General features: G+C 71.4%; 9 protein-coding genes. 4 read left to right on the forward strand and 5 right to left on the reverse strand.

The features are described 5' to 3' along the window. Positions 1-15: 15 nt before the first annotated feature. Entirely contained in the window at positions 16-1,452 is a 1,437-nt protein-coding gene (locus AKJ13_RS05925) for a phospholipase D-like domain-containing protein (protein ID WP_050732530.1), read from the forward strand. On the opposite strand, the gene AKJ13_RS05930 is transcribed toward AKJ13_RS05925, so the two are convergent. Further along, positions 1,370-2,149, reverse strand: a complete 780-nt coding sequence (locus tag AKJ13_RS05930) for an endonuclease/exonuclease/phosphatase family protein (RefSeq protein WP_244471525.1) — start codon at positions 2,147-2,149, stop codon at positions 1,370-1,372. The two genes, AKJ13_RS05925 and AKJ13_RS05930, sit on opposite strands and share 83 nt — an antisense overlap. A 354-nt stretch (positions 2,150-2,503) precedes the next feature. Between AKJ13_RS05930 and AKJ13_RS05935 the strand changes: the two genes are divergently transcribed. From AKJ13_RS05935 to AKJ13_RS05945, 3 genes are all read left to right on the forward strand, one after another. After that, a complete protein-coding gene (locus tag AKJ13_RS05935; RefSeq protein ID WP_050732531.1) occupies positions 2,504-4,543 on the forward strand; it encodes a YgiQ family radical SAM protein in 2,040 nt (679 codons plus the stop codon). Between the two features lie 235 nt (positions 4,544-4,778). Continuing rightward, positions 4,779-6,011, forward strand: a complete 1,233-nt coding sequence (locus AKJ13_RS05940) for a DNA repair exonuclease (protein WP_050732532.1) — start codon at positions 4,779-4,781, stop codon at positions 6,009-6,011. Between the two features lie 10 nt (positions 6,012-6,021). After that, entirely contained in the window at positions 6,022-9,498 is a 3,477-nt protein-coding gene (locus AKJ13_RS05945) for a YhaN family protein (RefSeq protein WP_050732533.1), read from the forward strand. A 255-nt stretch (positions 9,499-9,753) separates the two neighbouring features. Here the strand turns inward: AKJ13_RS05945 and AKJ13_RS05950 are convergent, their stop codons facing one another. The 4 genes from AKJ13_RS05950 to AKJ13_RS05965 form a co-directional block, all read right to left on the reverse strand. Continuing rightward, the gene (locus tag AKJ13_RS05950; protein ID WP_050732534.1) at positions 9,754-11,244 is read right to left on the reverse strand and encodes a carboxypeptidase M32; all 1,491 of its coding nucleotides are present in this window, start codon (positions 11,242-11,244) and stop codon (positions 9,754-9,756) included. Positions 11,245-11,347: 103 nt separating this feature from the next. Further along, positions 11,348-13,150, reverse strand: coding sequence for an ATP-binding cassette domain-containing protein (locus AKJ13_RS05955; RefSeq protein ID WP_050732535.1), 1,803 nt, complete (start codon positions 13,148-13,150; stop codon positions 11,348-11,350). A 54-nt stretch (positions 13,151-13,204) separates the two neighbouring features. Continuing rightward, entirely contained in the window at positions 13,205-13,441 is a 237-nt protein-coding gene (locus AKJ13_RS05960) for a hypothetical protein (RefSeq protein ID WP_007566795.1), read from the reverse strand. Between the two features lie 80 nt (positions 13,442-13,521). Further along, positions 13,522-13,836 (reverse strand): polyhydroxyalkanoic acid system family protein, encoded by a 315-nt coding sequence (locus AKJ13_RS05965; protein ID WP_039903737.1) that lies wholly within the window; start codon positions 13,834-13,836, stop codon positions 13,522-13,524. Positions 13,837-13,935 lie beyond the last annotated feature (99 nt).

The raw sequence follows: 13,935 nt of genomic DNA on the forward strand, positions 1-13,935 counted from the left end.
CCGGATGCCGAGACCTTGGAAGACGCGCTGTATCGATGGCTGCAATCCACCGCCCTGTTGCGGGCGGATGTTGCGGCGCTCATCGGCTTCGCCCTGGCGATCGGCGTCACCCTGCACGCCCTGCTGCGCAAGCGCCGGGTCAGCGTCGCGGTTGGGTGGATCGGGCTGGCTTGGCTCTCCCCGATCTTCGGGACCGCGCTCTACCTGACCTTCGGCATCAACCGCGTCTCGCGCCGGGCGCGCAAGCTTCGCACGAAGCCCTCCGACGCGACCCAGCTGCCCGATACCGACGATGCCGTGGTGCCTGAGACGCTCTGGCCCCTGGACCGGGCGATCCGGCGCATCACCGGGCTGCCGGCCTTCACGGGCAACGACGTGCAGATGTTCCGCAACGGCGACGCCGCCTATCCGGTCATGCTGGCGGCGATCCGTAACGCCAAGGCCAGCATCGGGCTCTCGAGCTACATCTTCCGCGACGATCCCACCGGCCGCGCGTTCTGCGATGCTCTGGCCGAGGCGAAGGCCCGCGGCGTCAAGGTCCGCGTCATCATCGACGGGATCGGCGGCGGCTATTTTCGCGCGCCGGTCTATCACCGACTCACCGGCCTCGGCATCCCGGCGGCCCTGTTCATGCACTCCGCGCTGCCCTGGCGGATGCCGTTCCTGAATCTGCGCTCACACAAGAAGCTGCTGATCATCGACGGGTGCGTCGCTTTCACCGGCGGTCTCAACATCTCGCAGCCGAACCGGGTCTCCCTGAAGCCCGAGCATCCGATCCGCGACACCCATTTCCGTCTCCGCGGGCCTGTCGTCGAGCAGCTTGCGGTGGCCTTCGCGGCCGACTGGGCCTTCGTGGACGGAGAGATCCTCGATTCCGAGCCGTGGCTCGCCGACCTGCAGCCGGTGGGCAAGAGCGTCGCCCGGGTGGTCACCTCGGGGCCGGACGCGGATGTCGAGAAGATCGAGCAGGTCATCCTCCAGGCGCTCGCCTGCGCACGCCGGACGGTCCGGTTCGTCACCCCCTATTTCCTGCCCGACGAACTGGTGACCGGCGCGCTCGCTCAGGCCGCGACCCGGGGCATCATCGTCGACGTGATCATCCCGCGGGTGAGCGACCATCCGTTCATCGACTGGGCGACCCGGGCGCATCTCGATCCGCTGCTCCGCGCCGGGGTGCGGGTCTGGCTCGACGAGCCGCCCTTCGACCATTCGAAGGCCATGGTGGTCGACGACGTCTGGTGCTTCGTCGGCAGCGCGAACTGGGACATGCGCAGCTTCCGGCTCAATTTCGAGCTGAACGTCGAGATCATCGACGCGGACCTGGCGGCCCAGCTCGACGCCTTCATGCAAGGCAAGATGGAATCGCGTCTCAGCCGTGAGGATCTCGCCGCGCGCGCTTTGCCGATCCGTCTGCGCGACGCAGCCGTGCGACTGCTGCTGCCATACCTCTAAAGCGCGCGGGCGCGCGGGCCTCCGGCGCCGGCCCGAGATGGACGACAATCGGACGGTGGTCGGAGGGGCCGCGCGGCAGGACGGCATGCTCGTGGCAGATCAGGCCGCGGGCGAGGCACCGGTCGAGCCGCAGCGGCAGCACGTCGACCATCGCGTGGGTCGGCCTCCGGGGGCCGACATCGCGGAAGCCCGGGATCAGCGCCGGCCCGACGATGTTGTAGTCGCCCAGCACCGCGGCCCGCGCCGGCAGCTCACCGACGATGCGGCGCAGCTGGCGCCGGTTCAGCATCTGCCCGTGCGACAGGTGGACGTTGGCGACGCCGAACTCGCCCAGATCGAGCACCTGGCAGACCCGGTGCACCAGGGCGCCCGAGGGGAGCGTGATGACCCGCGGCGCATTCGGAAACGGTTTCGGGCTCCACATCGCCAGGCCGTGGATCCGCCCGGGCAGCGGTGCCCAGGCGTAGTGGCCGCCGATCCGGTCCTGCAGGAAGCCGATCGCCCGGGTCGCTTCCTGCATGAGCAGAAGGTCTGGCTTCTCCTGCGCGACCAGGGCGACGACGTCGTCCACCGCCGCGCCGGTACGTCGCAGCAGGTTCCAGCTCACGATCTTGAACGGCGCGTGTGCACGCTCCGCCGGCCGGATCGGAAGCGCCGTGGCGAGGCCGGAGCGGTCCGGATGGGCGAAGCTGTTCATCGGGCCGGACTCGTACCTCACCGGGTGGTTCTGGCGCCACCGCCGCGCTTCAACGCGTCGGAAGCTCGGGCGTTCGCTTGGAGGCGAGCCCGATCTGCTTTTGCGGAAGGCGGCCGCTTTGGTCCCAGCCTGGCCGTTCAAGCGTCCGTCTCGATGTCCAGGAGCGGATGTTGAACAGATGCCGGGGTGGGACGAAAGCGGGCTGGCAGAGAACGACCTGCTTTCCGGCCCGCACCCGCATGCCATTTCGAGCGCAGATTGAATGCCGGTTTCCGGCGCTTCGATAAAGTTGCGGCGCCCGATCCCCTCGCGCTTCGTTGAGCTCGCGGCCTCGGCGGTCTATGCACCCACCCCATGGACCTCCAAGCCTCCGCGAGCCGATCCCTGGCGACCCTCGCCTGCAAGGCGCTGCTTCCCAGGAAGGCGGCGCCATTTTTGCCGATGAGCCGCGCCGAGATGGACGCGCTCGGGTGGGACGCCTGCGACGTCGTCCTGATAACGGGCGACGCCTATGTCGATCATCCGAGCTTCGGCATGGCCATCATCGGCCGATTGCTTGAAGCGCAGGGATACCGGGTCGGCATCATCGCGCAGCCCGACTGGCAATCGGCGGAGCCGTTCAAGGCCTTGGGCAGGCCGACGCTGTTCTTCGGCGTCACCGGCGGCAATCTCGATTCGATGGTGAACCGCTACACGGCGGACCGTCGCCTCCGGCACGACGACGCCTACACGGCGGGCGGCGAAGGCGGCCGGCGTCCGGACCGCTCGACCATCGTCTACACGCAGCGCTGCCGCGAGGCCTACAAGGACGTGCCGATCATCCTCGGCGGGATCGAGGCGTCGCTGCGCCGCATCGCCCACTACGATTACTGGTCCGACAAGGTGCGCCGCTCGATCCTCGCGGACGCGAAGGCCGATCTGCTCATCTACGGCAATGCCGAGCGCGCCGTCGTCGAGGTGGCGAACCGCCTCGCGGCGGGCGAGGCCCCGCACGATCTCGATTCCGTCCGGGGCGTCGCCCTGTTCCGCCGCGTGCCCGCGCATTACACCGAGCTGCCCGCCGACGATCTCGATTCGACCGACGAGGCCGCTTCCCGTCGCCCCGGCGAGACCGTGATCCGGCTCCCCGCCTACGAGCAGGTCAAGGACGACAAGGAGGCCTATGCCCGCGCCTCGCGGGTGCTGCACCGGGAGGCCAATCCCGGCAACGCCCGCCCCCTCGTCCAGCGCCACGGCGACCGCGACCTGTGGCTGAACCCGCCGCCGATCCCGCTCTCCAGCGAGGAGATGGATGCGGTCTACGACCTGCCCTACGCCCGCGCCCCCCATCCGTCCTACGGCGACGCGAAGATCCCCGCCTGGGACATGATCAAGTTCTCGGTGACGATCATGCGCGGCTGTTTCGGCGGCTGCACCTTCTGCTCCATCACCGAGCACGAGGGCCGCGTCATCCAGAACCGCTCGGAGGGCTCGATCCTGCGCGAGATCGAGAAGATCCGGGACAAGACCCCGGGCTTCACGGGCGTGATCTCGGATGTCGGCGGGCCGACGGCGAACATGTACCGGATGGCCTGCAAGGACCCGAAGATCGAGGCGGCGTGCCGGCTGCCGTCCTGCGTCTTCCCGGATATCTGCCCGAACCTGAACACCTCGCACGACGACCTGATCCGGCTCTATCGCAAGGTCCGCGAGGTGAAGGGCGTCAAGAAGGTGATGGTCGCCTCCGGCGTGCGCTACGACCTCGCGGTCCGGAGCCCCGAATACGTCAAGGAACTCGTGACCCATCACGTCGGCGGCCGTCTCAAGATCGCGCCCGAGCACACCGAGCGCGGGCCCCTCGACCTGATGATGAAGCCGGGAATCGGCACATACGACCGCTTCAAGGAGATGTTCGACGCCGCCGCCAAGCAGGCCGGCAAGAAATACTACTTGATCCCGTATTTCATCGCGGCGCATCCGGGCACGACCGACGAGGACATGATGAACCTCGCCCTGTGGCTCAAGAAGAACGACTATCGCGCCGATCAGGTCCAGACGTTCCTGCCCTCGCCCATGGCGACCGCCACGACCATGTATCACACCGAGATCAACCCGTTGCAGGGCGTGCGGCGCGGCGGCAGCGAGCCGGTCGATGCGATCAAGGGGATGCGGCAGCGCCGGCTCCACAAGGCGTTCCTGCGCTACCACGATCCCGAGAACTGGCCCCTGTTGCGCGAGGCGCTGCGGACGATGGGCCGTGCGGATCTCATCGGGCCGAGGCCGGACCAGCTCGTTCCGCTCTCGCAGCCGCCGGGAACGGGTGCCGGTGCGGGCAAGGCGGGCGGCCAGTCGCGCTCCGTGCGCCATCCGGGCGCGCCGCGTTTCACCACGAAGGGCGTGCCGCTGCGCAAGTGACGGTCGGGCGCGCCTCGCGACCGGATGTTCTGAGGGCGGTTATCGGGGCTCTATGCCCCGACGCGGACCAGCAGAAAGCCACTTTCTCTGCCGCCGCCAGGGCCATGCTGATCGAGGTTCGGTCCCGAGGCCGTCGCACGCGCCCCACGCCGGTGCAGCGATGCGCCGTCGCCGCTTGAGGCTGCAGGCCCCGGCGGCCTAAGACCCCGGTTCACCGATTGCTCACCGGGGGCCGATGTCGGGCTTCAGCTTCATCCACGCGGCGGATCTGCATCTGGGCAGTCCGCTCTCCGGTCTCGCCACCCGCGACGCGGAGCTGGCCCGCCGGCTCGCCACCGCCGGGCGGCAGGCCTTCGAGGATCTCGTCACCCAGGCGATCGAGCGGCGTGTCGCTTTCGTGGTCGTCGCCGGGGACATCTACGACGGCGACTGGGCCGACAACACGATCGGGTTGTTCTTCGCCCGCCAGGTGGCCCGCCTCGACCGGGCCGGCATCCCGACGATCCTGGTGCGCGGCAACCACGACGCCGAGAGCGTGATCACCCGCTCGATCACCCTGCCGCCCTCGGTGCACGTCTTCCCTGCGGCCCGGGCCGAGACACTGCGCCTCGAATCCCTGCGGGTCGCCGTGCATGGCCGGAGCTTCCAGGCGCGGGCCGTGGAGGAGAACCTGTCGCTGACCTACCCGGCCGCCCTGCCCGGCTGGTTCAATCTCGGCGTGTTGCACACCTCCTGCACCGGCCACGCCGCCCACGAGACCTACGCCCCCTGCTCGGTCGCCGACCTCACCGCCCGGGGCTACGATTACTGGGCGCTCGGCCACATCCACGAATATGCGGAACTGTCTCAGGATCCCTGGATCGTGTTCCCCGGGAACATCCAGGGCCGGAGCGTGCGCGAATGCGGTGCGAAGGGCGCGGTCCTGGTGGAGGTCGCCGACGGGCGGGTAACCGGGGTCAGCCGCTTCCCCCTCGACCGGGCCCGCTTCGAGCAGGTCACTGTCGACCTGAGCGAGGCCGCCGACACGCGCGCGGCCCTCGAGACGGTGGAGACCACCCTGCGGCCCCTGGCGGAGGTGGCGGCCCAGCGCCTCGTGCTGGTGCGGGTGCATCTCGCGGGCACCACGCCGGCCCATGACGGGCTCTCCGCCGACCGGGAGAACGTCACCGCCGAGATCCAGGCTGCCGCCCACCGCCTGCACGAGGATATCTGGCTGGAGCGCCTGAAGATCGAGACCCGCCGGCCCCGCGCCCCGGTCGAGGCCCCCGGGGCGGCGATCGACCCGGCGGTCCTGCTCGCCGACCTCGACCGCGACCCGGACTTCCGCAGCCGGGCCAAGGCGGCGCTCGCCGAGATCGGCGCCCGCATGCCCGCCACCGCGGAGCCCGACCTGGAGGCCGAGTTCGACGCGCTCTGCGCCGAGGCCGAGGCGCTGATCCTCGGGCGTCTCGGCGGCCGGCATTGTTGAGGCGCGCAAAATGCGGCTGATCCGCCTCGCCTTGGAGCGCTACGGCGCCTTTACCGACCGCACCGTGACCTTCCGGCCCGATGCCCGCCTGCACGTGGTGCTGGGCGCCAACGAGGCCGGCAAGAGCACGGCGCTCGCGGCGGTCACTGACCTGCTGTTCGGCTTCGAGAAGACCACGCGCTACGCCTTCCTGCATGACATGCCGCTCTTGCGCCTCGGCGCCGAGGTCGAGGCCGCCGACGGGCGCCGCCTCGCGTTCCGCCGCCGCAAGGGCAACACCCGGACCCTGATCGACGCCGCCGAGACACCGCTCGCCGACGACGCCCTGGCGCCGTTCCTCGGCGGCATCTCCCGCACCGTGTTCTGCCGCGCCTTCGGCCTCGATGCCGGCAGCCTGCGGGCCGGCGGGCGCGAGATGGTCGATGTCGAGGGCGAGGTCGGCGCCAGCCTGTTCGCGGCGGGCTCGGGCTTGCGCGGCCTCACCGAGTTGCAGGCCGCCCTCGACGCGGAGGCCGAGGGCATCTTCGCCCCCCGCCAGGCCAAGCACCGGACCTTCTACCAGGCGCTGGAGCGGCACGAGACCGCCCGCAAGGCGATCCGCGAGAAGGGCTTGCGCGCCGGCGACTGGCGCGCGCTGAACGACGAGATCGCGGCCGCCGCCCAGCAGCTGGACGCGCTCCGGGCCGAGCGCGAGCGCGTGGCCACCGAGCGCGCCCGGCTGGAGCGCCTGAAGCGCGCCCGGCCGATCGTCGCCGAGATCGACGCGCTGGACCACCGGATCGCCGCGGATGCCGGCCTCGCCGAAGCGGATTCCGCCTGGATCGAGCGTCTGGGCGCCGCCCTCGAACGCTGCCGCCAAGCCGAGGCCGAGGCTACGCGCGCCGACGCCGCCCTCGCCCGGGCGCGGGGCGAGGCCGAGGCCGTCCCGGTGGAGCCGGCGCTGATCCTGCGGGCCGAGGAGATCCTGGCGGCGTTCAGCGGCACCAAAGAGTTCGAGAAGGGCGGCACCGACCTACCCCGGATCGAGGGCGACGCCCACAAGGTCGCGCTCGAATTGGAGCGCCTGCGCGCCCGGATCGGCGCCCCGGATCTGGCGGCTCTCGAAGCCAACCAGCCCACCGACGCCGCCCGCGCCCGGGTCGACCGGCTGATCCGCGACGGAAGGACGCTCGCCGCCACCGAGGACCAACTGGCGCGCGACGCTGCGGCCGCCAGGGCCGAGCGCGACCGCCTGGCCCGGGAGGTCGAGGCGGCCGGCGCCACCCACGATCCGACGCCGCTCCGCGAGGCTCTGAAGCCGCTGGCCAAGCTGCACGAGCGCCTCGCCGCCCACGAGGCGCTGGACACCGCGATCCGGCGGGAGACCGCGTTGCTGCGCAATCAGGCGGCGCGTCTGTCACCGCCGGTGGCCGACACCGCCGCGCTCGCCCGCATGCCCCTGCCCAGCGCCGACACCATCGCCCGCTATCGCAGCCTGCTCGACGGCAAGCGGCGCGAGCAGGAGCGCGCCGCCGACCGCCGGGACGCGGCCCGAGCCCAGGCCGACGCCACCCGCACCCGCCTGCGCGAGCGCGAGGCCGGCCGGCCGATCGCCACCCAGGAGCGGCTCGAGTCCGTGCGGGCCGCCCGCGACACCGCCTTCGCGCCCCTGCGCGACGCCCTCGCGGCCGGCCGGCCCACCGAGCCCGGCACGCTGGCCGCCTACGAGCGTGCCCTGTTCGAGGCGGACCGCCTCGCCGACGAGCGCGCCACAGACGCGGCCCGGGTCGCGGCCCACGCGGCCGATCTCGACCGCCTCGCCGCCGAGGATGCGGCGCTGGCGGCAGCCGAACGGGTGCTCGCCGGGATCGCGGACGAGATCGCCGAGGGCGAGGCCGCCTGGCGCGAGGCCTGGCAGCCTGCCGGCTTGGTCCCGGGCCCCCCGGCCGAGATGGCGGCCTGGCTCGCCGAGACCGAGAACCTGATCGAGGCCGAGCAGCGGCTGGCCGAGCAGCGGATCGAGCGGGACCATCTGAAGGCTCGGATCGAATTCGCCCGGGCGCCGCTCGCCGACCTGTTCACCCGGGCCGGGCTCGATCCAGACCGGGATGGCGATATCGGCGAGTCCCTCGATCGGCTCGAGGCCCGGGTCACGACGCTCGCGAGCCGCTGGGAGGCCAATCTCGAGACCGGCGGTCGGCTCCGCGCCGCCGCCGCGACGGCGGAGAAGCTGGAAGCCGCTCTGGCCGAGACCGGGTCGCGCCGCGCCGCCTGGCAGTCGGACTGGGCGGAGGCGTTGAGGCCCCTCGGCCTGCCCGCTACCGCCCAGCTCGAGGAGGCCGAGGGCGCGCTGGAAGCCTGGCGCACGGTGCCGGACCGCCTCGCGGAGCGCGCCGCCCTGCAGCGCCGGGCGGCGGGGCTGCGACGCGACATGGAAGCCTTTCAAACCAAAGCGGCGGTCTTGGTCGAAGCCCTGGCGCCGGAGCTCGCCGATACGCCGTCCATCGGCGCGATCCGCACACTGCATGCCCGCCTGGTCGCCGCCCAGGCCCGTGAGGCCCGCCGCGCCGAGCTGGACCGGCTCCTGGAGGAAGCGGAGGCGGCCCTGCGCCACGCTGTTGGGCTCCGAGACGCCGCCCGGGCGGACCTGACCCGTCAGGTCGCCGATACCATGCCGGATCTGGCCGAGGCGCCGACTCCTGCCATCGCGGAGGTGTTCGGCCGGCTCAACGCCCGGGAGATGCTCCGGGCCGAGCGCCTGCGGCTGCGCGGCGGCCTCGCCGGAGCCGCCGACGGGCTGTCCGAATCCGAGATCCGCGCCGGCCTCGACGCCCTGCCCCCGGAGGCCGTGGAGGCGGAGCTGGCCCGGCTCGCCATGGAGGCCGAGGAGCAGGCCGAGCGCGGCCAGGTCATCTTCGCCGACCGCGACCGGGCCGAAAGGCGCCGGGCGGAACTCGAAGGCGGCAGCGGCGCCGAGCTGGCCGCCGCCGAGCGCAAGGCGGCGGAAGCCGACCTCCAGGCGGCGTCCCGCTCCTGGGCAGTGCTACGGCTGGCCGGCCTGATGCTCGGCCAGGCGGTGGCTCGGCACCGGGCCGGCCAGCAGGACCCCCTGGTGGCCCGCGCCGGCGCCCTGTTCCGGGCCCTCACCGGCGGCGCCTTCTCCGGCCTCGCCCAGACCTACGACGAGGCCGACACGCCCAAGCTCGCCGGTCAGCGCGTGGGCGGGGGGCTGGTCGGGATCGAGGCGCTCAGCGAGGGCACCCGCGACCAGCTCTACCTCGCCCTGCGCCTGGCCTACCTAGAGGATTACGCCGGCCGCGCCGAGCCGGCGCCGTTCATCGGCGACGATCTCTTCTCGACCTTCGACGAAGCCCGCACCGGCTACGGCCTCGACGCGCTTGCGGAGATTGGTGCCAGCGTCCAGCCGATCCTGTTCACGCACCACCGCCACGTCGCCGAGATCGCGCGGGATCGGTTGGGGGATGCGGTGGATGTGCTGGAGCTGTAGGGGGCGGTTTGCGCGGGCGCGGCCGACCTTTGTCGTGCCGACTAACGCATTCCCTGATCGATGACCGCATGAGGCGCGGGTCCCCTCTCCCGTACGGGAGAGGGACAGGGTGAGGGATGTGCCGTATCCGGAAAGATCCGATCCCTCACCCCAACCCTCTCCCGCACGGGAGAGGGGGCACGTCGCGCCTGAGATAGGCCGAAGCAGGACGATCTTTCACGGCGGGGGAATAGGGACTGGAGCCTCGTCCGGTCTTCAGCGACCCAGATACCGCGCCTCCAGATGCGCCCGGAACGCCGCCGTCCCGAGGGGGGCCCCCGTCGCCCGCACCAGCAGATCATCCGTCCCGAGCAAGCTGCCGACTGCGTGGACGTTGGCGCGCAGCCAGGTCCGCAGCGGCGCAAAATCGCCTTCGGCGAGGCAGCCTGGCAGGGCCGGCTCGACGGTGCGTGCCGCCCGGAACAGCTGGGCCGCGGCGAGCGCGCCCAGCGTATAGGTCGGGAAGTAGCCGAAGGCGCCGCTCGGCCAGTGGATGTCCTGCAGGCAGCCGACGCGGTCCTCCGGCACGGTGAGGCCGAGGAGGTCGCGCAGGCCGTCATTGAAGGCGCCGGGCAGGTCGGCGACCGCGAGGTCGCCCGCGATCATCGCGGTCTCAAGCCGGTAGCGCAGCAGGATATGGGCCGGGTAGGTCGCCTCGTCCGCATCGACCCGGATGAAGCCCGGCCGGACCTGCGTGTTCAGGGCGTGCAGGTTCTCCGGCGACCATTCCGGCCCGGAGCGGCCGAACGCCTCCCGCAGCAGCGGCGCCAGGTAGGTGAAGAACTCCCGGCTGCGGCAGGCTTGCATCTCGACGATGAGCGACTGGCTCTCGTGCAGGCTCATGCCGCGGGCGGCGCCGACCGGCTGGTGCCGCCAGGCGGCGGGGCGGCCCTGCTCGTAGAGGGCATGGCCGGTCTCGTGCAGCACGCCCATGAGGGCGCGGCCGAAATCGGCCTCATCGTAGCGGGTGGTGATGCGCACGTCGTCGGTGGCACCGCCGCAGAACGGGTGCAGGCTGATATCGAGCCGGCCGCGGGCGAAATCGAAGCCGAGGGCGGTCATCAGCTTGAGGCCGAGCGCGCGCTGCGTGCCCGTGTCGAACGGCCCCTCCAGGGGCAGCGGCACCGGGCGCGAGGCCTGGATGTCCCGGGCGCGGGCGATCAGGTCCGGCAGCCAGCTCGTGAGGTCGGTAAACAGCGGGTCGATCACCGCCCGGCGCATACCCGGATCGTAGCTGTCGAGCAGGGCGTCGTAGGGGTCGAGCCCGAGCGCCGCGCCCTTGGCCTGCCCGATCTCCCGCTGCAGCCGCAGCACCTCAGCGAGATACGGCGCCAGCCGGGCAAAACCGGAATCCCGCCGCGCCTCGCGCCAGACCATCTCGGACCGGGACACGGCCCGGGAACTCGCCTCCACAAGGTCCCGGGGCACGGCGCTGGCATGGGCCTGGGCCCGCCGCATCTCCCGCAGGTTCGCCGCCGTCCAGGCATCCAGGCCGTCCTGCTGCTCGGCGGCGGCGAGCTCGTCCCGCGTCTCGGGCGCGGTCAGAATCTCGTGGGCCAGCCCGCGCAGGATCGCCAACTGGTCGCCCCGCGCCTCCGCAGCCCCGTCCGGCATCAGCGTCTGCGCGTCCCAACCGAGGATCCCGGCCGCGCCTTCCAGGGCCGCGAGGCGGGAGAAGCGCTGTTCGAGGGTCTGGTAGGCGGTCATGCGATCATCCGTTCCGGTCGGTTCGCGATCGTTGCGGCCCCGCGGGATCGTGCCCGCAGTGGCTCGATAAGACATTATACCTAGCTTGTGCCGCGGGTCGGTATCACCCCGCCTGCAGCATCTCCAGCTCCAGCCACCGGTCCTCCGCCTTCGACAGCTCGGTCTCGGCCTGGGCCAGCATGGCGGTGGCCTTGTCGAACCGGGCCGGATCGCGGGCGTAGAGGTCGGCATCTTCCAGGATCGTCTTGAGCTGGGCGATCGCCGCCTCCAGCTTGGCGATGCGGGCCGGGAGCGTCTTCAGCTCGTGCTGGTCCTTGAAGCCGAGCTTCGGCTTGCCGGCCGGCTGGGCTGACGGGGCGGAGGCCTGGCGCTCGCGCGGCTCCTTCTTGGTCGCGACCGTGCGCGCCTCGACCCCCTGCCCGCGCTGGACCAGCATGTCGCTGTAGCCGCCAGCGTACTCGACCCAGCGGCCCGACCCTTCAGAGACCAGCACGCTGCCGGCCACCCGGTCGAGGAAGTCGCGGTCGTGGCTCACCAGGATCAGCGTGCCCTGGTAGTCGCCGAGCATCTCCTGCAGCAGGTCGAGGGTCTCGAGATCGAGGTCGTTGGTCGGCTCGTCGAGCACCAGCAGGTTGGCTGGTTGTGCCAGTGCGCGGGCGATCAGCAGGCGGTTGCGCTCGCCGCCGGACAGCACCGAGACCGGGGTCCGGGCCTGCTCGGGGGTGAAGAGAAAGTCCTTGAGGTAGCCGATCACGTGGCGGCTCTGGCCGTTCACCGTGACGCTGTCGCCCCGGCCGCCGGTGAGCACCTCGGTGACGGTCATGCCCGGCTCCAGCGTCGCCCGTGCCTGGTCGAGCACCACCGGCATCAGGTTGGTGCCGAGCACGACCTGGCCGGAATCGGGGGCGAGCCGGCCCATCAGCAGGTTGATCAGGGTCGACTTGCCGGCGCCGTTGGCCCCGACGATGCCCAGCCGGTCACCGCGCATCACCCGCAGGGACAGGCTGTCCACGATGGTCCGGTCGCCGTAGGCCTTGGAGATGTCCCGGGCCTCGACCACCAGGCTCCCGGAGGATTCGGCCTCGGAGGCGTTCATGCTGACGCTGCCTACCGGGCGGCGGACGTCGCGGCGATTCTGCCGCAGCTCGTGCAGGTTGCCGAGGCGGCGGACGTTTCGCTTGCGGCGCGCGGTGACGCCGTAGCGCAGCCAATGCTCCTCGGCGGCGATCTTCCGGTCGAGCTTGTGCTGGTCGCGCTCCTCCTCTTCGAAGAAGGCGTCGCGCCAGGCCTCGAAGTTGGAGAATCCCTGTTCAATCCGCCGCGTTTCGCCGCGGTCCAGCCAGATCGTGGCCCGCGATAACGCGGATAGAAACCGTCGATCGTGGCTGATCAGAACCATCGCGGCGCGGGTTCCGCGCAACTCCGCCTCGAGCCACTCGATCGCCGGAAGGTCGAGATGGTTGGTCGGCTCGTCGAGGAGCAGAACGTCGGGCTCGGGGGCGAGCGCCTGGGCGAGCGCCGCGCGCCGCCCCTCGCCGCCGGAGAGTTGTTTCGGATCCTCGGCCCCGGTCATGCCGAGGCTCTCAAGCAGGTATCGGGCGCGATGGGCGGATTCGCCCGGCGGCAGCCCGGCCTCGACGAAATCGAGGGTGGTGGAGAAACCGGAAAAGTCCGGCTCCTGCGCCAGGTAGCGGATCGTGGTGCCGGGCTGGACGAACCGCCGCCCCTTGTCCGGCTCGACCAAGCCGGCGGCGATCTTCATCAGGGTCGACTTGCCAGAGCCGTTCCGCCCGACAAGGCAGGTCCGCTCGCCGGGGGAGATGGTCAGGTCGGCGCGGTTGATCAGCGGCGTGCCGCCGAAGGTGAGCGCGACGTCCTGGAGGGTCAGTAGAGGGGGAGCGGCCATGCCGGGCTTATGGCAGTGCCGGGCCTCCGGTTCAAACCGGGCCGCTCCCGGCGCTCAGGCGATCGGGTTGGCGGGCCCGGTGGGCGGGCTGATCTCCGGCGGGCCGGGATCGTTGACCGGGATTTCCGGCGGCTGGATGCCCGGCGTCTCGGCCGGGGTGTTGCCGGGGATCTCGGGACCGGGCGGCTGCGTCGGCGCCTGCGGCGGATCGTACGGGGTCTCGGGCGCCGGCGTGGGCTGGGGCGGAACTTCCGGCACTTGGCTCGGATCGGCGAGGGTGAAGTCCGGCATAGTTGTCCTCCAGAGGGCCCGAGGTGCTGTTCCGCACCGTTCGGGCGGCAACGAAGGCCTGCGGCTGGGGTTCCGGCGCGCTACTTCTTGGTGAGTAGGAGATTGCCTTCCTTGCTCGCCACCTTCTGGATCTTCTCGGCGAACAGGGCGAGCAGGAACGGAAGCTTCACCTCGAGGCGCACGCTTTCAGGGCCGACATCGATCGTGCCGCCGATCTTCTGGGTCATGGCCGAGACGCCGAAATCGAGGCGGTCGCCGGTCCAGGCGAGCTGGTCGATGGTGACGCCGCTCTTGGCCAGGAAGGCCCGCGCTTGGTCGGTGCCGTGTTCGAGGCGCCGCTTGGCCTCGTCGCGGCCGAGGTCATGCGGGATATCGACGATCAGGGGCTTGGGCATGGGGCGGCTGGATCCGGGCTGCTCCCACAGCACATGGGGCCTCCCGACGCCGCAGGCAACGTCGGGAGGCCGCTCGGCTTCAGGATCGGTCCGATCCGG

The sequence above is a fragment of the Methylobacterium sp. ARG-1 genome, assembly GCF_001262595.1.
GTDB classification, from domain to species: Bacteria; Pseudomonadota; Alphaproteobacteria; order Rhizobiales; family Beijerinckiaceae; genus Methylobacterium; species Methylobacterium brachiatum.

Bases quoted from the DNA above. Each gene is read 5' to 3' on its own strand.
- AKJ13_RS05940 (WP_050732532.1), top strand. From the start codon at position 4,779: ATGTCGGGCTTCAGCTTCATCCACGCGGCGGATCTGCATCTGGGCAGT.
- AKJ13_RS05955 (WP_050732535.1), bottom strand. From the start codon at position 13,150: ATGGCCGCTCCCCCTCTACTGACCCTCCAGGACGTCGCGCTCACCTTC.
- AKJ13_RS05935 (WP_050732531.1), top strand. From the start codon at position 2,504: ATGGACCTCCAAGCCTCCGCGAGCCGATCCCTGGCGACCCTCGCCTGC.
- AKJ13_RS05965 (WP_039903737.1), bottom strand. From the start codon at position 13,836: ATGCCCAAGCCCCTGATCGTCGATATCCCGCATGACCTCGGCCGCGAC.
- AKJ13_RS05945 (WP_050732533.1), top strand. From the start codon at position 6,022: ATGCGGCTGATCCGCCTCGCCTTGGAGCGCTACGGCGCCTTTACCGAC.
- AKJ13_RS05930 (WP_244471525.1), bottom strand. From the start codon at position 2,149: ATGAACAGCTTCGCCCATCCGGACCGCTCCGGCCTCGCCACGGCGCTT.
- AKJ13_RS05950 (WP_050732534.1), bottom strand. From the start codon at position 11,244: ATGACCGCCTACCAGACCCTCGAACAGCGCTTCTCCCGCCTCGCGGCC.
- AKJ13_RS05960 (WP_007566795.1), bottom strand. From the start codon at position 13,441: ATGCCGGACTTCACCCTCGCCGATCCGAGCCAAGTGCCGGAAGTTCCG.